19 protein-coding genes and 2 pseudogenes are annotated in these 21127 nt (G+C 64.3%); 10 read left to right on the forward strand and 11 right to left on the reverse strand.

All coding sequences use genetic code 11. From position 1 onward, the window contains the following. Window positions 1–2: 2 nt before the first annotated feature. From ACUXVA_RS21555 to ACUXVA_RS21570, 4 genes are read left to right on the forward strand one after another with little or no spacing between them, the layout of a single operon-like run. Window positions 3–1109 carry an ABC transporter ATP-binding protein gene (locus tag ACUXVA_RS21555; protein WP_445488010.1) on the forward strand — a complete coding sequence of 369 codons (1107 nt, stop codon included), beginning with the start codon at window positions 3–5 and terminating at the stop codon, window positions 1107–1109. Window positions 1110–1132: 23 nt separating this feature from the next. After that, a complete protein-coding gene (locus tag ACUXVA_RS21560) occupies window positions 1133–1621 on the forward strand; it encodes a (2Fe-2S)-binding protein (protein WP_265078442.1) in 489 nt (162 codons plus the stop codon). Between the two features lie 3 nt (window positions 1622–1624). Then, a complete protein-coding gene (locus ACUXVA_RS21565) occupies window positions 1625–4012 on the forward strand; it encodes a xanthine dehydrogenase family protein molybdopterin-binding subunit (protein WP_445488013.1) in 2388 nt (795 codons plus the stop codon). A gap of 9 nt (window positions 4013–4021) precedes the next feature. Then, window positions 4022–4816 (forward strand): FAD binding domain-containing protein, encoded by a 795-nt coding sequence (locus ACUXVA_RS21570; RefSeq protein WP_445488015.1) that lies wholly within the window; start codon window positions 4022–4024, stop codon window positions 4814–4816. Here ACUXVA_RS21570 and ACUXVA_RS21575 read toward each other — a convergent pair. The 9 genes from ACUXVA_RS21575 to ACUXVA_RS21615 all read right to left on the reverse strand — a co-directional run bounded on the left by ACUXVA_RS21575 (window position 4813) and on the right by ACUXVA_RS21615 (window position 14214). Then, a complete protein-coding gene (locus tag ACUXVA_RS21575; RefSeq protein WP_445488017.1) occupies window positions 4813–5889 on the reverse strand; it encodes a LysR substrate-binding domain-containing protein in 1077 nt (358 codons plus the stop codon). The genes ACUXVA_RS21570 and ACUXVA_RS21575 overlap by 4 nt on opposite strands. Before the next feature lie 274 nt (window positions 5890–6163). After that, window positions 6164–7150 carry an acrylyl-CoA reductase (NADPH) gene (gene acuI / locus ACUXVA_RS21580; RefSeq protein ID WP_265078438.1) on the reverse strand — a complete coding sequence of 329 codons (987 nt, stop codon included), beginning with the start codon at window positions 7148–7150 and terminating at the stop codon, window positions 6164–6166. A 30-nt stretch (window positions 7151–7180) separates the two neighbouring features. Continuing rightward, window positions 7181–7927 carry an SDR family NAD(P)-dependent oxidoreductase gene (locus ACUXVA_RS21585; protein ID WP_265078437.1) on the reverse strand — a complete coding sequence of 249 codons (747 nt, stop codon included), beginning with the start codon at window positions 7925–7927 and terminating at the stop codon, window positions 7181–7183. Between the two features lie 53 nt (window positions 7928–7980). Next, the gene (locus ACUXVA_RS21590) at window positions 7981–8940 is read right to left on the reverse strand and encodes a sugar kinase (protein WP_265078436.1); all 960 of its coding nucleotides are present in this window, start codon (window positions 8938–8940) and stop codon (window positions 7981–7983) included. A gap of 33 nt (window positions 8941–8973) precedes the next feature. Beyond that, on the reverse strand, window positions 8974–9660 hold the full coding sequence (locus ACUXVA_RS21595; RefSeq protein ID WP_265078435.1) for a class II aldolase/adducin family protein: 687 nt from the start codon (window positions 9658–9660) through the stop codon (window positions 8974–8976). Window positions 9661–9718: 58 nt separating this feature from the next. Next, window positions 9719–10288 (reverse strand): peroxidase-related enzyme, encoded by a 570-nt coding sequence (locus ACUXVA_RS21600; RefSeq protein ID WP_265078434.1) that lies wholly within the window; start codon window positions 10286–10288, stop codon window positions 9719–9721. A gap of 15 nt (window positions 10289–10303) precedes the next feature. Then, the gene (locus ACUXVA_RS21605; RefSeq protein ID WP_445488021.1) at window positions 10304–12616 is read right to left on the reverse strand and encodes a molybdopterin guanine dinucleotide-containing S/N-oxide reductase; all 2313 of its coding nucleotides are present in this window, start codon (window positions 12614–12616) and stop codon (window positions 10304–10306) included. A gap of 36 nt (window positions 12617–12652) precedes the next feature. Beyond that, entirely contained in the window at window positions 12653–13429 is a 777-nt protein-coding gene (locus ACUXVA_RS21610) for a CoA transferase (RefSeq protein WP_265078432.1), read from the reverse strand. Then, window positions 13429–14214: a CoA transferase subunit A gene (locus ACUXVA_RS21615; RefSeq protein WP_265083707.1), complete on the reverse strand. Its 786-nt coding sequence runs from the start codon at window positions 14212–14214 to the stop codon at window positions 13429–13431. Before ACUXVA_RS21615 ends, ACUXVA_RS21610 begins: the two co-directional genes overlap by 1 nt. A gap of 270 nt (window positions 14215–14484) precedes the next feature. On the opposite strand from ACUXVA_RS21615, the gene ACUXVA_RS21620 reads away from it, so the two are divergent. From ACUXVA_RS21620 to ACUXVA_RS21635, 4 genes and pseudogenes are all read left to right on the forward strand, one after another. Continuing rightward, on the forward strand, window positions 14485–15630 hold the full coding sequence (locus ACUXVA_RS21620; RefSeq protein ID WP_265078431.1) for an ABC transporter ATP-binding protein: 1146 nt from the start codon (window positions 14485–14487) through the stop codon (window positions 15628–15630). A 59-nt stretch (window positions 15631–15689) separates the two neighbouring features. Further along, window positions 15690–17421 (forward strand): annotated as a pseudogene (locus ACUXVA_RS21625) (ABC transporter permease subunit). A gap of 167 nt (window positions 17422–17588) precedes the next feature. After that, a pseudogene (locus ACUXVA_RS21630) lies at window positions 17589–18539 on the forward strand (extracellular solute-binding protein); the annotation flags it as partial. Between the two features lie 8 nt (window positions 18540–18547). After that, on the forward strand, window positions 18548–19393 hold the full coding sequence (locus ACUXVA_RS21635) for an IclR family transcriptional regulator (RefSeq protein WP_445488024.1): 846 nt from the start codon (window positions 18548–18550) through the stop codon (window positions 19391–19393). Between the two features lie 213 nt (window positions 19394–19606). On the opposite strand, the gene ACUXVA_RS21640 is transcribed toward ACUXVA_RS21635, so the two are convergent. Continuing rightward, the gene (locus ACUXVA_RS21640; protein WP_445488026.1) at window positions 19607–20101 is read right to left on the reverse strand and encodes a hypothetical protein; all 495 of its coding nucleotides are present in this window, start codon (window positions 20099–20101) and stop codon (window positions 19607–19609) included. Between the two features lie 203 nt (window positions 20102–20304). Here ACUXVA_RS21640 and ACUXVA_RS21645 point away from each other — a divergent pair, with 203 nt between their 5' ends. Further along, window positions 20305–20460 carry a hypothetical protein gene (locus ACUXVA_RS21645; protein ID WP_265078425.1) on the forward strand — a complete coding sequence of 52 codons (156 nt, stop codon included), beginning with the start codon at window positions 20305–20307 and terminating at the stop codon, window positions 20458–20460. A gap of 19 nt (window positions 20461–20479) precedes the next feature. Here the strand turns inward: ACUXVA_RS21645 and ACUXVA_RS21650 are convergent, their stop codons facing one another. Further along, the gene (locus ACUXVA_RS21650) at window positions 20480–20638 is read right to left on the reverse strand and encodes a hypothetical protein (RefSeq protein ID WP_265078424.1); all 159 of its coding nucleotides are present in this window, start codon (window positions 20636–20638) and stop codon (window positions 20480–20482) included. A gap of 244 nt (window positions 20639–20882) precedes the next feature. On the opposite strand from ACUXVA_RS21650, the gene ACUXVA_RS21655 reads away from it, so the two are divergent. Beyond that, a complete protein-coding gene (locus tag ACUXVA_RS21655) occupies window positions 20883–21110 on the forward strand; it encodes a hypothetical protein (protein ID WP_265078423.1) in 228 nt (75 codons plus the stop codon). Window positions 21111–21127: the final 17 nt, after the last annotated feature.

The following is a 21127-nucleotide window of genomic DNA, read 5'->3' on the forward strand; positions in this document are numbered from 1 at the left end:
TCATGCGATCCGGCGGCGGCGATATCGAACTGGCGGGGCTCTGCAAAAGCTACGACGGCCGGACCAATGTGGTGGACGGCGTCAACCTGAAGATTCCGGACGGTGCCTATTGCTGCTTCCTCGGGCCCTCCGGCTGCGGCAAGACCACGATCCTGCGCATGATCGCCGGCCACGAGGACCCGACGGCCGGCGAGATCGTGATCGGCGGCGACAATGTCGTCGGACTGGCGCCGATCGAGCGCCGCACCGCCATGATGTTTCAGTCTTACGCGCTGTTTCCGCATCTCTCCGTGCGCGACAACATCGCCTTCGCGCTGCGGGTCCGCGGCCAGTCGAAGGCCGAGCGCTACCGCGCCGTCGACAGCATGATGGAGAAAGTGCGTCTCACCGAGCTGGCCGACCGGCTGCCGGCCAACCTGTCCGGCGGCCAGCAGCAGCGCGTTGCACTGGCGCGCGCGGCGATTACCGAGCCGCGGGTGCTGCTGCTGGACGAACCGCTGTCGGCGCTCGACGAACAGTTGCGGGTGCAGATGCGGCAGGAACTGCGCCGCATGCAGCGCGAACTCGGCATTACCTTCGTTCACGTCACCCACACCCAGTTGGAGGCCATCGCGCTGGCCGATATCGTGGTGGTCATGGAAAAGGGCAAGATCAAGCAGTCCGGTCCCGCCCGCGACGTCTACGCCAATCCGCGCGACCGTTATGTCGCGGAGTTTCTCGGCGGACAGAACGTGCTGTCCGGCAAGGTCGAGGCTGTGGGCGCGGACCACCTCGTGCTGTCGCAGCCCAGCCGTAGCGGCATTCATATCGGCCTGCAGCCCGGCAACAGGATTGCCGCTGGCGACCGCATTGACCTCGCCGTGCGTCGCGATGATATTGAACTGATGCGCGCCAGTTCCGCCGGCCCGGGGGAGGGGGCGACCGCGCTGCCAAGCCGCGTGCTGGCGATCGAATATCAGGGATCTTTCGTCAAGGTGATGCTCGACACCGTCCCTAATGAAGAATTTATCGCCTACATCCCGGAGCGCACGTTCTTCCGCGACCCGTTCGATATCGGCGATCTGCTGCTGGCCACCTGGCCCGCAGGCCGCGCCCGCATTCTCGCCTGATGCCAGCCCACCGGAGGTCCACCATGATCGTCAACTTCACTCTCAACGGCCGCGCGCGAACGGTCGATGTCGTGCCGGCCGCGCTGGTATCCGAACTGCTGCGCGAGAACCTTAACCTCACCGGCACCCATGTCGGCTGCGATACCAGCCAGTGCGGCGCCTGCGTGGTGCTATTCAACGGCGATGCGGTGAAAAGCTGCACGCTGCTGGCGCCCGCGCTGGAGGGTGGCACGCTGATGACCATCGAGGGGCTGGCGGCCAAGGGCGGTTCCAACCAGTTGCATCCGATGCAGCAAGCGTTTCACCAGAACCACGGCCTGCAATGCGGCTTCTGCACGCCGGGCATGGTGATGACCGCAATGGCGATGGTCGGCAAGAACCCGAATCCGACCGAGGCCGAGGTGCGTCACGGCCTCGAAGGCAACATCTGCCGCTGCACAGGCTACCAGAATATCGTCACATCGATCATCGCCGGCGCCGCCGCGATGAACGCCCCCGCGATCGGAGACTGAGCCATGTCGAACATCATCGGAATTGGTGAATCGCCGCGCCGCAAGGAAGACTTCCGTTTCCTCACCGGTCGCGGAAACTATGTCGCCGACATGAAGCGGCCGGACGCCACCGTCGGCGTCTTCATCCGCTCGCAGCACGCCCATGCGGTGATCCGCAGCATCGACACCAAAGCGGCGCTGGCGCTGCCGGGCGTCGAGGCGATCCTGACCGGCGATGACGTCGCCGCCGACGGTCTCGGCGGCATGCCATGCGGCTGGGGCATCAGCAACGCCGAAGGCTTGCCGATGAAGGAGCCGAAATTCCCGATGTTGGCGCAGGGCAAAGTCCGCTTCGTCGGCGACATGGTGGCGTTCGTGGTTGCCGACACGCTGGCGCAGGCGCGCGCCGCGGCCGAACTGGTGGTGATCGATTACGAGGTACTGCCGGCAGTGGTCGGCGTGCTGGAAGCCGTGCGTCCCGGCGCACCGCAATTGTTCGACGACGTGCCGAACAATTTGTGCTGCGACTGGGAGATGGGCGACAAGGCAGCCGTTGCGGTCGCGTTCCGCAAGGCAGCGCATGTGGCAAGGCTCAGCCTGGTCAACAACCGCCTGATCGGCAATCCCATGGAGCCGCGCTCGGCGATCGCCGAATACAACGCCGGCACCGGTCACTACACGTTGTGGACCACAAGCCAGTTTCCGCATGTGGTGCGCTTCCTGATGGCAGCCTTGGTGCTCAACATTCCCGAGCAGAAGCTGCGCGTCGTCGCCCCCGATGTCGGCGGCGGTTTTGGTGTCAAGCAGTTCCACTACGGCGAGGAAGCCGTGATCACCTGGGCGGCGAAGCGCGTCGGTCGGCCGATCAAGTGGGTCGCGGATCGCTCGGAAGGTTTTGTCTCCGACCGCCACGGCCGCGACCACGTCACCGAAGCCGAACTGGCGCTTGACGAGAACGGCAAGTTTTTGGCGTTGAAGGTCAACACGCTGGCCAACATGGGCGCCTATCTCTCGACCTTCGGGCCGAACATCCCGACCAACCTATACGCGCCGCTGCTCGGCGGCGTCTATACGACTCCGGTGATCTACTGCAACGTCAAGGTGGTATTCACAAACACGGTGCCGGTCGACGCCTATCGCGGCGCGGGCAGGCCGGAAGCCACCTTCGTGGTCGAGCGCATCGTCGATGTCGCCGCCGCCGAAATGGGCATCGACCGCGTCGAGATCCGCCGCCGCAATATCATTCCGAAGGAAGCCTATCCCTACCAGACGCCGATGCTGGTCGAATATGATTCCGGCGACCCGATGGGTTGTCTGGAAGGCGCGCTGGTGGCCGCCGACGTCGCCGGCTTCGCCGAACGCAAGGCGGCGTCCGAACGCGAAGGCAAGTTCCGCGGGCTTGGCTACTCCACCTATGTGGAAGCCTGCGGCCTGGCGCCATCGCGCTTTGCCGGCCGGCTCGGTGCGCGCGGCGGTCTTTATGAGAGCGCCACGGTCCGTGTGCATCCGACCGGGCAGGTCACGGTGCTGATCGGCACCCACAATCACGGCCAGGGCCATGAGACGACCTTCGCCCAGATCATCTCGGAAAAGCTCGGCGTCAATTTCGAGAATGTCGACATCGTGTTCGGCGATACCGACCGCGTACAGTTCGGCATGGGCACCTATGGCTCGCGCTCTTTGGTGGTCGGCGGCGCTGCGCTGTCGAAGGCCGGTGACAAGGTGGTGGTCAAGGGCAAGAAGATCGCAGCGCATCTGCTGGAAGCCGGCGAGCAGGACATCGAGTTCAAGGAAGGCGTGTTCTCGGTCGCAGGCACCGACCGCAGCAAGACATTCCAGGAGATCGCCGGGGCGGCCTACGTGCCGCACAATTATCCGCTCGAAGTACTCGAGCCCGGGCTTGAAGAGCAGGCTTACTACGACCCCATCAACTTCACCTATCCGGGCGGCTGCCACATCGCCGAGGTGGAGATCGACCCCGAGACCGGCATTGTCACGCTGGCGCGCTACACCGCGGTGGATGACGTCGGCACCGTGATCAATCCGATGATTGTCGAGGGCCAGCCGCATGGCGGTATCGTGCAGGGCGTCGGGCAGGCTCTGTTCGAGGGTGCGGTCTATGATGAGGTGTCCGGGCAGCCGCTGTCCGGCTCGTTCATGGACTACACCATGCCGCGCGCCGACCACGTGCCGAACATGAACGTTCAGACCCACTCGACACTGTGCACGCATACGCCGATGGGCGTCAAAGGCTGTGGCGAGGTCGGTACGATCGGCTCGCCCGCCGCCGTGATCAACTCGGTCGTCGATGCGCTGTCGCATCTCGGCGTACAGCATGTCGACATGCCGGCGACGCCGAACCGGATCTGGCGGATCATCCAGAACGCGACCATGCCGCAAGCGGCGGAATAGGAACACGCCATGACCTTCGCATTCCACCAACCCGCCACATCGCCCGAAGCCGTCGCACTGCTCGGCAGCATCCCCGACAGCACGCCATTGGCCGGCGGTATGACGCTGCTGCCGACCATCAAGCAGCGCCTCGCCACGCCGGCCGCGCTGATCGACCTGTCAAAAATTCCCGCGATGTCGTCGATTTCAGTCGAAGGCGACACGCTGGTGATCGGCGCGATGACGCGTCATGTCGACGTCGCGGAATCCGCGATCGTGGCAACGGCCATCCCGCTGCTGGCGAAGCTCGCGGTCGGGATCGGCGATCCCGCCGTCCGCAACCGCGGCACCATCGGCGGCTCCGTCGCCAACAACGACCCCTCCGCGGATTATCCGGCGGCTGTGCTGGGGCTGGGCGCGACGATCGTCACCGACCGCCGCGAGATCGCCGCGGCGGATTTCTTCACCGGCCTGTTCGAGACGGCGTTAGAGCCCGGTGAAGTCATCACGTCGCTGCGCTTCCCGGTGCCCGTGCGGGGCGGCTACGCCAAGTTCAAGTCGCCGGCCTCGCGCTATGCGGTGGTCGGTGTCTGCGTGGTTCAATCGCCTGGCGGTGTCTGCGTGGCCGTCACCGGTGCTGGTCCCGGCGTATTCCGGGTGCCGGAAATGGAGGCGGCGCTGGCCGAGTCCTTCACGCCCGCCGCGGTCGCCTCGATCAAGGTCTCGGCGGACAATATGAGTTCGGACATTCATGCCGATTCCGAGTACCGCGCGCATCTCATCACCGTGATGGCGAAGAAGGCGGTGGCCGCGGCGATCGGCTAGACCGGCCGCCTGGCGCGGGGGCGGTAGACCTGGTCGGGCGGGCGGATGCGTCGCGTGCCCGGGATTTCTGCGGCGGCGCCGTCCTGCCCGTCACCGGCGTGCATAAATGTGCAGGCGCTCGAGGATGCCTTCAGGGCGGGTTGCTCGGACAGGCCCGCCGAGCCAGGGTGATGTCCGACCGTGAGCGGCAATTCGGTGCCAAGCAGAAGTTCGTCGTCGAGGTTCAGGTAGTGCGCCAGATAATCATGAAGGGCGCTTGCCGCTTTCGAAGTCGCGGTTGCCGATTTGTAGAGCAGCAGGTCGACCTTCGGTAGCGGCGGCAGGCCTTCGGCGGCGCCGATCTCACGCATGTTGCGAACCAGCGCGCTGCGCCCCAGCACCGTGACCGCGATGCCGGCGAAAGCAGCGGCCTGCAGTCCGCCGACGCTGTCGCTGACGCAGGCGAGGCGCCATCGCAGCCGCTGCGATTCCAGCCGCTCGATCGCATGGTCGCGGTAGATGTTGCCGGGCGGCAGCAGCGCCAGCGGGATCGGGCTTTCATTGTAGGCCGTCGATTGCTCGCCGGTCATCCAGATCAGTTGCTCCTGGCGCACCACCTGGCCGCCCGTAAAATCGTTCATCCGCGTCACCAGCGCGATATCGACCTCGCCGCGCCGGACACAGCCGACCAGCGGCGTCGACAGCGAGCAGTTCAGGTCGACCTGCACGCGCGGAAACGTCTTGCGAAACAGCTTCAAGATCGAGGGTAGCAGGAATGCGGCATAGAGATCCGGCGTGCCAAGCACGACGTGGCCCTCGATATCCGGCGAGGCCAGCCGCGACAGTAGCTCGTCGTGAAAGCCGAGGATCGACTTGGCGTAGGACAGCACGATCTCGCCGTCGGTCGTCAAATACAGCTTGCGCCCCTCGTGGACGAAGATCGGCTTGCCGGTGAGTTCCTCAAGCCGTTGCAATTGCAACGTGATCGCCGGCTGCGTGCGGCCCAGCCGCCGCGCCGTCTCGGTGATGCTGCCGGTCTCCACGACCGACGTGAGCGAGCGCAGCATCCGAATATCCAGGTTGATGAGATTCATGTATTGGCTCCGGACTCGACCTTCCTGTCCATGCAATTCTTGTGCTTGCGAACCATACGCCATCGCCTCCAGTCGAAAATGGCTTGCAAGCTGCTGGAACGGCTTCTGTTCAGATAGCCGGAACGCCTGGAACGGAGCTCTGGCTGGCGCCGCCCTACTGAACGTTCGTTGAGCTTGCGCAATCCGAAGCTATTTATGGATCCTTGCAGGTCGTGTCGCTCTGACCGGCCGCCCGTGGCGCAAAGCGCACGTCTGGATCCGGCGATGGCCGAGGTTACGCGATCTTGACGACGGTGCGACCGCGCACTTGCCCAGCCAGCAGCCCGGCGCCGGCGTCGATCACTTGGTCGAGCGTGATCTCCTGGGTTATTTCAGCCAGCTTGGTGGCATCCAGATCGGTGGACAGGCGTGCCCAGGCCTGCCTGCGCAGTTCGATCGGGCACATCACGGAATCGATCCCGAGCAGGCAGACGCCGCGCAAGATGAACGGCGCAACCGACGAGGGCAGGTCCATCCCGCCGGCCAGGCCGCACGCCGCGATGGCGCCGCGATACTTGGTCATCGCCAGCAAATTCGCCAGCGTGGTCGAGCCGACACTGTCGATGCCACCCGCCCAGCGCTCCCTCGCGAGCGGCTTGCCGGGCGCCGAGAGCTCGTTGCGGTCGATGATCTCGGCGGCGCCGAGGCCTTTCAGATAGCCTTCCTCCGAGGTCCGGCCGGTGGAAGCGATGACGTGGTAGCCAAGCTTTGATAGCAGGGCGATCGCAACCGAGCCGACGCCGCCGGCCGCGCCGGTGACGACCACAGGGCCATCGGCCGGCTTGAGCCCGTGATTTTCCAGCGCCAGCACTGACAGCATGGCGGTGTAGCCGGCGGTGCCAATCGCCATGGCATCGCGTGTGTTCATGCTCTCCGGCAGGCGGACCAGCCAGTCGCCCTTGACGCGCGCCTTTTCGGCAAAGGCGCCGAGATGGGTCTCGCCCATGCCCCACCCGTTGCCGATCACCTTGTCGCCGGCCTTCCAATTCGGATTGGTGGAGGACTCGACCGTGCCGGCGAAGTCGATGCCGGCGATCATCGGGAAACGTCGCACCACCGGCGATTTCCCGGTCAGCGCCAGGCCGTCCTTGTAATTCAGCGTCGACCACTCGACGCGGACGGTGACATCACCATCCATCAATTCCGCCTCGTCGAACTGTACGAGCGCAGCGGTGGTGCCCTTTTCCGCCTTGTCGATTCTGATGGCCTTGAAGGTCGCCATGGGTCATTCCTATCCGTTGTTGCTGCAAGCCTAGCTGTAGAAGATGCCGCCATCGACATTGAGCGCCTGTCCCGTGACGAAGGCGGAATCGTCTGAGGCGAAGAAGGCGACCGGGCCAACCACGTCCTCCGGCTCGCCGAGGCGATGCAGGTCGGTGATCTTCTCGAAATAGGCGACGCGCTCCGGATCGCGCAGATTGTTGCGGCCCATCTCGGTCAGGATGATGCCGGGGCAAACGGCATTCACCGTGATTCCATGGCCGCCGAATTCCATCGAGGAAACGCGCGTGAAGCCGACCACGGCCGATTTCGACGCTGCGTAGTGTGACTGGCCGGGACCACCGGTGCGCGCGGCCAGCGAGGCGATGTTGACGATGCGGCCATACTTGCGCTCCTTCATGTGAGCGACCATGGCCTGGGTCATCTGGAATACGCCGCGGACGTTGACGGCAAAGGTCTGGTCCCAGTGCTCCGGCGTGGTCTCCTCGATGCTGGCGAGGCGCAGAATGCCCGCGTTGTTGACGAGAACATCGACATGGCCGAGGCCGGCCACGGCCTCCGCCACGGAACGCCGGCAGTCCTCGAGCTTGCTGACATCGGCGAGCACCGGAACGCACTCCTGGCCGAGCGTCTTCACTTCGGCGACGGTTTCCATCAGCACGCCTTCCTGTGCCGCGATGTCGGTGAGGGCGAGGTTGTAGCCGCGCTGCGCAAGGCCTAGCGCGATGGCGCGTCCGATGCCGCGGCTCGCGCCGGTCACGATGGCATGTCTAGTCATGACAGTTTCCTTGAGACGTTTATGATTCCGGGAAGGCAGTCGCTGAAAGTCGATCAGGCGCGCGAACCGCGAACGGGCAGGGTGTTCATCGCCTTCACTGTTTCCTCGAAGGACACGAGGTTGGCGCCGGAGCCCAGTCCCGTCGCGACGATGGCTGCCGTGGCTGTCGCCAGTCGGGCGCAGTCCAGCAGGTCCCAGTCGCGCACCAGTCCGGCGATGAATCCGCCGGTATAGGAGTCGCCGCAGCCCGAGGTGTCGCGCACCTTCACCTCGAAGGCCGGCACGGTGAATTGTCGTCCATCGCGCGTCATGACGAAGGAGCCGTGCTCGCCGAGCGAGATGGCGCAGGCACCGGCGCCCTTGCCGATGAAATATTGCGCGCAGGCGGCGGGGTCGTCGGTGCCGACCAGCGCGTGGGTCTCGTCGATGCTTGGCATGAAGAAGTCGGTATAGGGCATCAAGGGTTCGACCAGCTTCAGCGTTTCGGCGCGCGCCTGGATCAGATCGACGGTGGTGATGCAGCCGGCCGCCTTGGCATCGCGCAGCAGCGCCACAGTCGGCTCGCCGTCCATCGCCAGCAGCGATCCGACGCCGCCGAGATGCAGCACCTTGCTGCCGCATGCGGCCTTCTGCGCCTCGGGTGAAATCTTCCAGCGCGCCGAAGCGCCGCGCGCATGCAGCACCGGGCGCGAGCCGTCCGGCCGGATCGGCAGGATGGTGGCGGAGGTCGGCGCGCCGACCATCCGCTCCATCACCGAAATGTCGATGCCGACGCGCGTCATCGCCTGCAGGACCCAGTCGGCCTTCTCGTCGTCGCCGACGGCGCCGACGGCCAGCGCCTTCAGGCCGAGGCGCGCACAGGGCACGACGGTGCCGCCCGCGGTGCCGGCGACCGTGAGCTTGATCTCATCGATCAGCGCACGGCCGCCGCCGGCCGGGATTTCCGTGACGGGAACGCCGAGGATGTCGAGGATGTAGGTGCCGCAGACGCTGACGTCGTGGGGATGGGCCATCTGGCAAGTCTCACAAATTGTTGGGCAGGTTGGTTAGGTCGAGGTCTTCGGCGTGTTGTCGCTGTCGCGCAGGCCGTATTGTCCCCATCGCTTCAGGATGCTGTCGATCTCGGCATCCGGCAGCAGCGGCGGCGTGCCGAGCTGCAGGCAGCCGTGATACTGCTTGGCCAGGACCTCGACCTCGACCGCAAGCCACATCGCCTTGCGCAGGTTGGGGCCGATGGCGATCAGTCCGTGATGCGCCAGCAGGCAGGCGCGCCGGTAACGCAGCGCGTCGAGCGCCGCTTGCGACAGCTCCGCGGTGCCATACTGCGCATAGGGGGCGCAGGGGATGTCGTTGCCGCCGCCCGCGGCGATCATGTAGTGGATCGCCGGAATCGCGCGGTTCATGATCGCGATGATGGTGCAAAAAACTGGATGCGCATGTACCACGGCGTTCGTCTCGGGCTTCGCCCTGAGAATGTCGAGATGAAAGCGCCATTCCGTCGAGGGCACGCGGCCTTCCGGCGCGGTCCACGAACCGTCCCATTTCATCGCGACAATATCTTCCGGGCGCATCGTGTCGTAGGGCACGCCCGACGGCGTCAGCAGGATGCCGTCGCCGGTGCGCACGCTGATATTGCCCGACGTGCCCTGATTGATGCCCACCGCCGACATCTCGCGGCAGGCATCGATGATGGCCTGCCGCGTGGCGATGTCTGAGGCGCTTGGATGGCTCATGGACCGTTTCCCTGAAATTCGTCGCTGCGGCTCTTGCCGGCCGCTGTGGTGATGGGGCTCAGCGCCCCATGGCATAGAACTCGTCGTTCGGCCGCATGCTGGTGACGTTGGCAAGCCGGTTCGACATGCCGAAGAAGGCGGCAATGGCGGCGATATCCCAGACGTCCTCTTCGCTGAAGCCGTGGCCGTTCAGCGTCTCGATATCGCTATCGCCGACCTCATAGGCCTGCATCGAGACCTTCATGGCGAAGTCGAGCATGGCGCGCTGGCGCGGCGTGATGTCGGCCTTGCGGTAATTCACCGCGATCTGGTCGGCGATGAGAGGGTTCTTGGCGCGGATGCGCAGGATAGCGCCATGCGCGATCACGCAATACTGGCACTGGTTGGCGTTGCTGGTGGCCACCACGATCATCTCGCGTTCGGCCTTGGTGATCGGACCCGGCTTGTCCATCAGCGCGTCGTGATAGGCGAAGAACGCGCGGAATTCCTCCGGGCGGTGCGCCAGCGTCAGGAACACGTTGGGCACGAAGCCGGACTTCTCCTGCACCGCGAGGATGCGGGTGCGGATGTCGTCCGGCAGGCTGGAGATCTCGGGAACGGGGAAGCGGCTGATGGCTGGCTTGGTCATGTTCTCTGTGTCCTCTCAGGCGGTCGCGAGTGCGACCAGTCTTTCCTGGTATTCTTCGAAAGCGTCGCGTTGATCGGCAATGTGCGGCTCGGCGCGGACAAGGCAAGTGTGTGCCGAACAGCCCTGGCCGAATTGAGAGGTGCCGATATCGAGCGTCAGCACGTTTGGATTGCCGGCGGCCTCGATACCCATGCCGTCGCGCGGAGTGAACCAGGCGCCGGTGGGCAGCACCAATACGCCCGGCCGCACGCTGTCGGTGACATCGGCGGTGGCGAGGCAGGCGCCTCGCGCGTTCCAGATGCGGATGGTCTGGCCATCTCTAATGCCGCGCGCGGCGGCGTCGTCGGGATGCAGCCGGGCCTGTTCGCGGCCGTTGCGTTTGGTGGATGCGCTGGCGATGCCGGTTTCGATCTGGCTGTGCAGACGGCCGGCAGGCTGATGCGAGATCATGTGCAGATCGCCCACGTCGTGGCGATTGCCGAGCCACTCCGCCGGCTCGACCCAGGCAGGATGCGCCGGGCAATCGGCATAACCGAGACGGGCGAGGGTCTCGCTGCCAAGCACGATCCTGCCGCTCTCGGTGTTAAGCGCATGCGCCGCGGGATCGGCGCGGAAGTCCGCCAGAAAGGTGTGGTCGGCGCGCACCGGGCAACGCGCATAGCCGTCGCGCCAGAACGTGTCGAAGTCAGGCATCTCGAAGGCCAGCCGCTCGGCGGCATCGGCGCGACTCTGGTCGTAGAGATGGCGCACCCAGCCCATTTCGTCGCGGCCTTCGTTGAAGCGGTCGGCAACGCCGAGCTTGGCGGCGATCCGATCGAAAATCTCGAAGTCGGGCAGCGAGTCGCCGACCGGCTTGATGGCCTGCTTCATGGCGATAATGAAGTCGGAGCGCCTGTTGCCGGCCAGGTCGTTGCGTTCGATCGAGGTCGTCGCCGGCAGCACGATATCGGCGCGCTGGGCCGTGGCGGTGAACATCGGATCCTGCACGATGATGGTTTCCGGCCGCGTCCAGGCTTCGGAAAGCCGGTTCAGATCCTGATGGTGATGGTACGGATTGCCGCCGGCCCAGTAAACCAGTCGCGTGTCCGGATAGGTCCGCGTCTCGCCTTCATAGGTGAAGGTCGCGCCGGGGTTGAGCAGCATGTCGCTGATGCGCGCCACCGGGATGAAGCTGTCGATCGGCCGTGTCGGCTGCGAGATGGCCGGCGATTTGCCGAGATTGAACGGCGAGCCGACGCCGCCGAGCGATCCATAGCCATAGCCGACTCCGCCGCCGGGCAGCCCGATCTGCCCGATCACCGAGGCGAGGCCGAGCGCGGCCCAGAACGGCTGCTCGCCGTGGTGCGCGCGCTGCAGACTCCAGCTCACGGTGAGCATGCTGCGCGTATCGACGAGGCGTCGCGCCAACTGACGGATCGCCTCGGCATCGAGCCCGCAAATCTCCGCGGCCCACGCGGCGTTCTTGCGGATGCCGTCGGATGAGCCGTTCAGATAGTTCAGCAACTGGTCGGCGCCGCTGGTGCAGCGGGCGAGGAAGTCCTGCGCATGGCGGCCCGCGTGCAGGATCTCGCCGGCGAGGCCGAGCATCAGCGCCGTATCGGTATTCGGGCGGATCGGCCACCATTCGGCGCCGACCCAGTCGGGCAGGTCGTCCTTCAGCGGCGAGACGTGGATGATGCGGACACCGCGGGCGGCAATCTTCCTGAGATAGGTTTCGAGCCGATGCACGCCGATGCCGCCGGCTTCGGTCTGGGCCGTGCGCGGCGACATCGCGCCGAACACCACCAGCGTGTCCGTATGTTCGGCGATGGTGTCGAGCGTGTTCGCTCGGCCGTCGCAGGCGTCCGAGCTTCCCAGCGTATGGCGCAGGATCACGGGGCCGGCGGCGATCGAATAGGTATCGACGTGGCGAGTGAAACCTCCGACCAGGTTGAGCATGCGCTTGAGCAGCGACGAGGCGTGATGCAGACGGCCGGCATTGGTCCAGCCATAGGAGCCGGCGAAGATCGCCGCGTTACCATGCGTTCCGGCGACGCGGCGGATTTCATCCGCCACCAGCGTTGTCGCCTCATCCCAGCTCACCGGGATGAACTTGTCCGTGCCACGCTGGCGCCGATCGCTGTGTTCGCGCTTCTCGAGCCATCCCTTGCGCACCATCGGGCGCAGGATGCGCCGCTTCGGATTGGCCCATTCCGGCACTGAATGGATGATCGGCGAGGGGGCCGGATCATGGGCGAACGGTTCGACGCCGACGATCCGGCCGTCCTGAACCAGCAGCGTGTAGGCGCCCCAGTGGCTGCAATGCTGGATGCGCTGGACATTACTCATCGCTCGGCTCCCCGGCTGCGATCGGATGAATGCGGATCACAGCGCATGCGCCAACGTCTGCCCGGCCTCGGCAAGATCATGCCGCATCTGCTTGGCGAAATCGGGATAGGTCTCCGCGACTTCGTCGAGCACGCGGCCGCGCAGCAGGTCCAGCGTGGTGCGATCCGGCAGGGCAGTTTCACCCGGCCTGTCGTCATGCAGGAAGCTGAACCCCGTGGCCTGCATGATTTCGGCAAGGTTGTGTCCGGGATGGATGCTTTCGAGTTCGAAGCCCGGGCGCGACTTGTCGAATCGGAAAAGTCCCTTGCTGGTGAGGAGGGCAATCGGGCCGCCGGTTCTGAACACGCCGGGGTCGCTGACGCCGGGCGCGCTGATGAAATCGACCTTCTCGACCATGACTCGCGGCGTGTGTTCTTCTCGGAACAGGATCACCCGCGGCACGACGTAATACAGATAGGCCGAGCCGAACGAGCCGGGCCATCGCACGCTCGATTGCGGATAGTCGCCGGCGCCGACCAGATTGACGTTGCCCTTGCCGTCGATCTGTCCGCCGCCCAGGAAGAAAGCGTCGATGCGGCCTTGGCCGGCACAGTCGAACAATTCGGCGGAGCCATTGGTGAAGAAATTGTGCTCGACGGAGCCGAGGATCGACAGACGCGGGCCGCGGCCGCCGTCCGCTTCCTTCAAGGCGCGCAACAGCATGGCGCCTGCGGCGGGGATCGGCGAGGAGGCGCCGACAGCGACGTGGCGGACGCCGTCCAGCAGTCGCGCGATGGTGCAGATCAGCACTTCACGGGGAAGAACGCGGACCATCAGGCGGGCTCCATCTGTGCATTGCTCATATAGTCGGCGAATCCATCGGCAGTTCGTGCCGCCTTGGCATAGCGGACCAGCTCGGCCGTATCGGTGGCATATTCGCCCCACAGGCCGTAGGGCCACGCCCCGCGCGGCGCATGGCTGACGGCCGTGACGTAAATTGCCGGCAGCACGCCGGCGGCGCTCATCTCGTTGACCAGCAGGCTCTCCTCGACAATTCGCTCCACGGTGACCAGCACGGTTGCCGACGCGTAGGCCATGGCGGCCAGTTCGCGGCGCCGTCCGATCCAGACATTGCCGAAGCGGTCAGCCATCGGGGCGTGAAAGATTGCGACGTCCGGATGGATCGCCGGGATCAGAACGATCGGATCGCCGCCGTCGGCGAGCGGGTTGTCGATCATACGCCAGTCCTCGCGGTGGCGCAGCAGATTGCTGCCGATCAGGCCGCGAAGCGGCATGAAGGGGCTGCCTTTCTGTGCAGCCATCAGGCCGGCATGGATGGCCGGACAGGTGGCGTCTCTCAGGCGGATGGTACCTTCACGAACCGCGGCATTGAAGCGGGGTGCGCCGCCGGCTTCGCCGAGCGACACCGCGCTGGTCTCGACGGTGCGAACCAGGCCCGCGCCGATCAATTGATCCACCTGAAGACCGCCGGTCGGCACGCAGACCAGATGGAGATCGCCCGCGCCGTGCGCGATGATGGGACGCGTCATCGCCATGGAGACGCCGGCATAGTCGACCGGCAGTGCGATCCGCATGCCGGGTTCGATATGCTTCGCCATTGCGCAAAGTTCGCTCGGCACGTTCAACTCCCTGATCTTATGTTCTATATTATAGAACTTAGTTCTGAATAAAAGTAGTCAGACGAGGGTGGGGCTGTCAATCCGCTTGTGCGGAAAAGGCCTTTGGTTGTTGGGTTCTCGCACAAGCATCGTTGCGCGCGACGTTCCTGAAGGTCACCGGCACCATCGCATTGCTTGACAAGATCGAGCGCCGCGCCAACAATATATGAAATAACGTTCTATAGAATAGAACATGCAGGGAGGTTTGGAATGGTTGAGCCTGTGGCTCTGCGCTCCAGCGGTGTTGCCGTGCGGACAAGGCAGGACGTTCGCTCGCGTGACCGCGACGTGATCGGATCGAGCATTGCCGTCCGCGACGCGGTGAAGCGGTACGGCACCTTTTCAGCGGTGGACCGCATCAGTCTCGATATCGAACCCGGTGAGTTCATCACCCTGCTCGGGCCTTCCGGCAGCGGCAAGACGACGCTACTGAATCTTCTTGCCGGATTTCAGCAGCTCGACGATGGCGAGATTCTCGTCGACGGCAAGCCGGTGCAGGACGTGCCCACGCACAAGCGCGGCTTCGGCATGGTGTTCCAGAGCTACGCGCTGTTTCCGAACATGACCGTGACGCAGAACGTGGCGTTTCCGCTGCGCATGGCCGGCGTCGATCGTGCGACCACGGATCGACGGGTCGCCGAGACGCTGGAGATCATGCGGCTGTCCGAGCACGCGGCGAAGTCGCCGTCGCAGATGTCGGGCGGTCAGCAGCAGCGCGTGGCCATCGCGCGGGCAATCGTGATGCGGCCCAAGGTGGTGCTGATGGACGAGCCGCTCAGCGCGCTCGACCGCCGCTTGCGCGAATCGATCCAGATCGAGATCCGCGACCTGCATCAGACCATTGGTAGCACTGTCCTGTTCGTCACGCACGACCAGGGCGAGGCGCTGACAATGAGCGACCGCATTGCCGTGATGGACGCCGGAAAGATTGTGCAGATCGGCCGTCCGCTGGAGATCTATCGCCACCCGACGAATCGCTTCGTCGCGTCCTTTGTCGGCGAGAGCAATCTGCTCGACGTGGAAGTGATGCAGAAGCGCGGCACGACCATCACGGTCAAGAGCCGCGCCGGCTACGTGTTCAACGCCGAGAGCCGCGACACCGTCGAGCAGAGCAAGGCGACTGTGCTGGTTCGCCCGGAGCGGATCGTGGTCTCCGACGCGCCGACCGCCAAGTCAGCACCCGTCACCGTGACGTCTGCAATCTTTCTCGGCGAGATCCTCCGCATTCAGGCCGAGATGAGCGGTGGCGATCTGTTGTTGATCCGCTGCACAGACACCGCCAGCCGGCCGCTGCCGGCTGTCGGTGATCGCCTCCACGTGAGTTGGGACGCCGAAGACTGCTGGGTTCTGTCATGAGCTCGATCCTGCTCGACACAGTATCAAGGCGCCCCGCCCGTCGGGTGGTTGCTGAGGCCATGAAGAATCCGGCGCTGCTGCTGCTTCCGGCGGTCGCATTTCTCTCCTTCATCTATCTGCTGCCGCTGATCGATCTCATTCGCATCAGTTTCAGCGGGCCGACCTGGTTGGCGCATTTCGAGCGGGTCTTTGCAGTGCCGCTATACTGGGAATCGCTCGTCCGCACGATGCAGATCTCGCTGACGGTGTCGTTCCTTTGCCTGCTGTTCGGCTATCCGACCGCGCTGCTCATTCACCGCAGCCGGGGCATTGTTCGCATCCTGGTGACGACGGCGATCGTGCTGCCGTATTTCATTGCGATCCTGATCCGCACCTATGCCTGGATGGTCCTGCTGGGCCGCAACGGCCCCGTCAACAAGCTGCTGGTCGGGTTGGGAGTCCTGAGCGAGCCCGCGCAGCTTTTGTTCAATCGCGGCACGGTGCTGCTCGGCATGACCGCGGTGCTGCTTCCGCTCATGGTGCTGAGCATCTACTCCAGCGTGGCGCGGCTCGATCAGGGGCTGACAAGGGCTGCTTTGGCCAGCGGGGCAGGGCCGATTGCCGTGTTCTGGCGCGTGGTGTTGCCGTTGACCCTGCCGGGCATCGGCGCCGGCGTGCTGCTGGTGTTTGTCGCCGCCATCGGCTTCTTCATCACGCCGACGCTGCTGGGCGGCCCCGGCGACCAGATGTTCGCCATGCACATCACCCAGCAGGCGGACTCGGTGACGTCGGAAGGCTTTCTCCAGGCGCTCGGTGTCGTGCTGCTTGTCATCACGCTGGCCGTGGTGGCCATCGCAGGGCGCTTCATGGGCCTCGAATTCATCTGGGGTGGCCGCAAACTGGATGAAGACGCGCCGAAAATGGCCGGATCCGCAAAGGCTTCCGGCCACAGCCGTTGCGGCATCGCCAGCATGCTTGCTGACCTGATCGGCTGGCCGTTGCTGCGGCTGTCCGGACATTTGCCTGCGGGTTTCGGCAAGTGGACGGTCCGATTGATGGGCGGTGCCGTCGTCGCCATCCTGATCCTGCCGATCATCGTGGTGATGATCATCTCCTTCAGCAGCGCCAGCTACCTGACCTTTCCGCCACCCGGCTTTTCGCTGCGCTGGTACGAGCAGTTCTTCTCGGACTCGGGCTGGATGCGCGCGTTCTGGACGTCACTGCTGGTGGCGACGATCTCGGCCTGCATCGCGGTTGCGCTGGGTACGTCGGCTGCTCTGGGTGTCGTGCGCAGCAAGATCTCGCGGAAAGTCCGCGATCATGCTGCTGCTGGTCAGTCCGATCATCGTCCCGCCCGTCGTTCTCGGCCTGTCGCTGTACAGCCTGTTCCTTCGCTTCGACATGGTCGGCTCGGTGTTCGGCCTGGCCGCCGCCCATGCCATTGGCGGGCTGCCCATCGTTGTGGTGATCCTGTCGGCGGCGCTGCAAGGCGTCGATCCCAGGCTGGAGCAGGCGGCATCCGTTCACGGCGCGTCATCGCTGACGGTTTTCCGGCTGGTGACGCTGCCGGCGATTGCGCCGGGCCTCGCCGCGGCAACGTTCTTCGCTTTCCTGCATTCGTTCGACGAACTGGTTTTGACGCTGTTCCTGTCGAGCGCAGAGCTCAAGACGCTGCCGCTGATGCTGTGGGGCGACATCAACTACCGTCTCAACCCCGTACTTGCCGTGGTGTCCTCGCTCGAGGTCCTGCTGGTCGTCGGGGGACTGATCCTGGCGCGGCCGGTGCTCACCACATCACGAAAATCTGCATAATAAGAACTCACAGGGAGGATAAAATGTCGAAATACAAGCATCTGCGACTCTCGGCTTCCGTGCTCGCATCGGCCGCCATGCTCTTGATCGGGACCGGCGTTGCGCCTGCTCAGAGCAACGTCGTGATCATGCAGGACCCCGGCGGCGGCTACGGCGACGCGCTGCGCAAGGTGATGTACGATCCGTTCGAAAAGGCGACGGGCATCAAGGTCGTGACGGTCCAGGAGGCGCGCAGCGGCCCGCGCATCAAGGCGCAGGGCGAAGCAGGCAAGGCGCAGTGGGATCTTACCTTCATCTTCGATCAGGAAACCAAGCTGCTTGGCGACTGCTGCCTGGCTGACATCGATTATACCAAACTGTCCGAACCGGCGCAGAAGACGCTCGCGGCCATGCCGGACAACCTGAAGCGCAAGAAGGGCGTCGCGCTGCAGGTGATCGGCGTCGGTCTCGTCTACAACAAGGACAAGTTCAAGGGCGCCAACGTACCGGCAAGCTGGGCAGACTTCTGGGATGTGAAGAAGTTTCCGGGTCGTCGCTGCATGCCCGCCTGGCCACGCTTCGTGTTCGAGGCGGCGTTGATGGCCGACGGGGTCGACAAGAGCCAGATCTATCCGATCGACATGGAGCGGGCGCTCAAGAAGATCAAGGAGATCAAGCCTCATATCGCCAAGTGGTGGACGACATCCGCGCAGCCGCCGCAGCTGCTGCTCGATGGCGAAGCCGACATGTGCATGGCCTACACCGGATCGATGAGCAAGCTGGCACTCGAAGGCGCTCCGATCGATCTGACGTTCAATCAGGGGTTCATCTATTACGATTTCTTCTCCATTCCGAAGGGAGCTCCGAACTACGACAATGCGCTGAAGCTGTTGTCCTGGCGTCTCGATCCGACGCGCGCCGCACAGCCGACCTCGACATTCCCGGTCGCGCTTCCGTCGTCCGTCGTGTTCGAAGCGGCCACGGACAAGAAGATCGCTCGCTATTGGGCGAACAATCCGGACAATGTCAGCAAAGCGATCGAGTGGAGCCCGACCTATTGGGGTGCGCCGTCGCCGGCCGGTAACTCGACCAACGAGGAATATGGGCAGGAGAAGTTGAACGCGCTGCTCGCACAGTAGGCGACCGTATGATCTCGGCGCTCAGCTTCAAGCTGGGCGCCGAGGTCCTGCGCTGCGAACCGATCGGGCGAGGCGAAGATCAAATATGCGGCGGTGGTTATTGGATGGATAAGGCCTTTATCAAGGGACTTCGTCTTCTCGAAACGCTTGCTTTGAGCGAGCGGCCTCGGGGCATCACCGAACTTGCGAACGAACTGAAGTTCACCAAGAGCAACGTGCACCGGCTGCTCATGACGTTGCAGTCGCAGGGCTACGTGCGTCGGGTTCCCCCGCACAGCACCTATGAGCTGACGACCAAGATCTGGGCGCTCGGCACCCATGTCATCTCTCGGATGGATTTGATCAAGATTGCCCGTCCGGTCATGGCAAAACTGGTGCAGGTGACCGGCGAAACGATCCATCTTTCGATTCTGGAAGACACCGACGTGGTGTATGTCGACAAGATAGAAAGTGAACATCACATTCGCGCCCACACCAGCGTCGGCATGCGCGCGCCGGCTTTCACGATGGCGACCGGCAAGGCGATGCTGGCGTATATGCCGGACGATTATCTTGAGAAATTCAAGCCGCATTTCAGGCGTTATACAGACACGACGCGCATGACGATCGAGGAGCTCCGGGAGGACATCGCACTGGCGCGATCGCAGGGGTATTCCTACGTTCTGCATGGCGAATGGCGTGAAGGTATCGCGGCCTGTGCCTGCGCAATTCTGGGGCGGTCCGGCGAGCTGGTCGGGGCCATCGGCATGTCGGGGCCGGATACGCGCATCAAACGCAAGCAGATTAAGGAATACTCCGTTCACGTGATGGAAGCGGCCCGCGCCATCGGTACTGCGCTCGGCTATTCCCGGTAAGTTTTGGTGCAACAAGCTGAAGGATGATCTCCATCCGAAAACAGCCGAATATCTCACAATGCGTGCGGACTGTTTGCGCTGCTTCAGTCTGACTGACCTGAGCTGGTACAGGTTCAGTGGACGCCGAGTTAAGCTAATCCGACCTTGCGTTCGAACTCAACAGGGCTGAGGCGTGCGATCGTCGAATGGCACCGGCCCGCGCTTTCGCGCGGATTACCTCGCCGGTTGGGCCGTCGTCGGCAACGGGGCGCCGCCGACCGAAATCGCGCCGGCTGGCTTCGGCGCCGGTGGCTTTTTCGGCGCAGGCCTGGGGGCGGCAACGACTGGCGCGGCGGATGGGGCCGGGGCGGGGCGGGGCTGCAACTGGTCGATCTTGGCGGTCAGGCCCGACACCTGCTCGGATAGCCGCCTGACTTCGGCCTGCTGGGCCTCCAAAAGCTGCCGGGTCGCCAGCAAGGTGTCCGCCGTCTGTTGCTGGATCGCCTGCAGCTCCTTGAGCGCTGCCGCGTCCTCGCCAGCCGTGGAACTGGCGACCGTGCCGGTATGGGACGAGGCCTCGACCAGATGATCGTAATTCAGCCAGAGCAGCCCGGAGACGCCCGCGATGACCGCCAGCGCAGCAAAGATGCCGAACACGCCGGAATAGGACTTTCGCACGGCCAGCGGGGGCCTGCCGACTTCGATATCGTGCTGGAACTGGTCGGCCAAGTAACGTCCTCAATCTGTGCGGTACTTCCTGCACCTACAGCAGGTTGTAAGCAATATGCGCGCCGCTGGGAACTGGCGGCGCCGGGGAAATTTGGCAGCCAACGGGAGTACGGCGCAAGGCGCTCAAATATCACCGCGCTGTTGCCGCAAAAAGGCACGTCGTCGCGGCAATTTCGGCCCTAATTGCCGACGACAAGGCGGTCATGAAAACCTTGGCCGTTGTCTTCGTTCTCGCCCTCGCCGCCATCGCCGGGTCCGTCTATACCGACGAACTGTGGACTAATGCCCAGGCGCAAGTCGGTGCGGGCGAATTGCCGGTGATGATGGGGCAGTCGCACGCGCCATTGGGCATCCGCTGATCCTTAGCCGCGCCGGAGCCTAGCCGCCCGACTTGTTCAGCTTCTTGATCTTGGCGTCGGTGGTTTCCATGGAGGTCGCGAGTTCCAGGATCGCCTTGGAGAGCAGCTCAATGGCTTCCTTCTCGTCCTGCGATCGTGCTGCGCGCAGCGCATAATTCTTGGCGGATGACAGTGACATCGGTAGGTTCTCCTTCCGCGGAGCAGGCTGATGTAGCGCGGATTGCTGCGAATAGTTACGGCGCAAAAAACCCGCCGGGTTGAGGCGGCGGGTTCTAGTTGGATCTCGCGGTACGATTGACCAGGTTCCGCGATTGCCAGAATCGTAGCCAATCCCGGTTAACAAATCGCAGCCACGGCGGCATCGCCAGGCCGGGGCGTGCGTGCGATATTACTGCATTGCCGTTCAACCCGCCGGACCTGCCATGCTGCCAGCCGATCCCGATCCCGATCCCGCAACCCCCAAGCCGCCGCGCTGCGCCATGTGCCGCAGCCGGATGGTGCTGGCCGGCACGCAACTGGCCGCCGACGGGGCGGGAACGATCACCTACAAGTGCCCGAAGTGCGAGTTCACCAAGACCAAGATCGCCGGCGATCCGCTTAATGGCGGGCGCCATCGCGCCCCCAGGAAGAAGGCGGTGCGGCCGGCCTGAGGCCGATGGGGTGCGCG

This window comes from Rhodopseudomonas sp. RCAM05734, assembly GCF_052658035.1.

Bases quoted from the DNA above. Each gene is read 5' to 3' on its own strand.
- ACUXVA_RS21555 (WP_445488010.1), top strand. From the start codon at position 3: ATGCGATCCGGCGGCGGCGATATCGAACTGGCGGGGCTCTGCAAAAGC.
- ACUXVA_RS21560 (WP_265078442.1), top strand. From the start codon at position 1,133: ATGATCGTCAACTTCACTCTCAACGGCCGCGCGCGAACGGTCGATGTC.
- ACUXVA_RS21565 (WP_445488013.1), top strand. From the start codon at position 1,625: ATGTCGAACATCATCGGAATTGGTGAATCGCCGCGCCGCAAGGAAGAC.
- ACUXVA_RS21570 (WP_445488015.1), top strand. From the start codon at position 4,022: ATGACCTTCGCATTCCACCAACCCGCCACATCGCCCGAAGCCGTCGCA.
- ACUXVA_RS21575 (WP_445488017.1), bottom strand. From the start codon at position 5,889: ATGAATCTCATCAACCTGGATATTCGGATGCTGCGCTCGCTCACGTCG.
- acuI (WP_265078438.1), bottom strand. From the start codon at position 7,150: ATGGCGACCTTCAAGGCCATCAGAATCGACAAGGCGGAAAAGGGCACC.
- ACUXVA_RS21585 (WP_265078437.1), bottom strand. From the start codon at position 7,927: ATGACTAGACATGCCATCGTGACCGGCGCGAGCCGCGGCATCGGACGC.
- ACUXVA_RS21590 (WP_265078436.1), bottom strand. From the start codon at position 8,940: ATGGCCCATCCCCACGACGTCAGCGTCTGCGGCACCTACATCCTCGAC.
- ACUXVA_RS21595 (WP_265078435.1), bottom strand. From the start codon at position 9,660: ATGAGCCATCCAAGCGCCTCAGACATCGCCACGCGGCAGGCCATCATC.
- ACUXVA_RS21600 (WP_265078434.1), bottom strand. From the start codon at position 10,288: ATGACCAAGCCAGCCATCAGCCGCTTCCCCGTTCCCGAGATCTCCAGC.
- ACUXVA_RS21605 (WP_445488021.1), bottom strand. From the start codon at position 12,616: ATGAGTAATGTCCAGCGCATCCAGCATTGCAGCCACTGGGGCGCCTAC.
- ACUXVA_RS21610 (WP_265078432.1), bottom strand. From the start codon at position 13,429: ATGGTCCGCGTTCTTCCCCGTGAAGTGCTGATCTGCACCATCGCGCGA.
- ACUXVA_RS21615 (WP_265083707.1), bottom strand. From the start codon at position 14,214: ATGGCGAAGCATATCGAACCCGGCATGCGGATCGCACTGCCGGTCGAC.
- ACUXVA_RS21620 (WP_265078431.1), top strand. From the start codon at position 14,485: ATGGTTGAGCCTGTGGCTCTGCGCTCCAGCGGTGTTGCCGTGCGGACA.
- ACUXVA_RS21635 (WP_445488024.1), top strand. From the start codon at position 18,548: ATGATCTCGGCGCTCAGCTTCAAGCTGGGCGCCGAGGTCCTGCGCTGC.
- ACUXVA_RS21645 (WP_265078425.1), top strand. From the start codon at position 20,305: ATGAAAACCTTGGCCGTTGTCTTCGTTCTCGCCCTCGCCGCCATCGCC.
- ACUXVA_RS21650 (WP_265078424.1), bottom strand. From the start codon at position 20,638: ATGTCACTGTCATCCGCCAAGAATTATGCGCTGCGCGCAGCACGATCG.
- ACUXVA_RS21655 (WP_265078423.1), top strand. From the start codon at position 20,883: ATGCTGCCAGCCGATCCCGATCCCGATCCCGCAACCCCCAAGCCGCCG.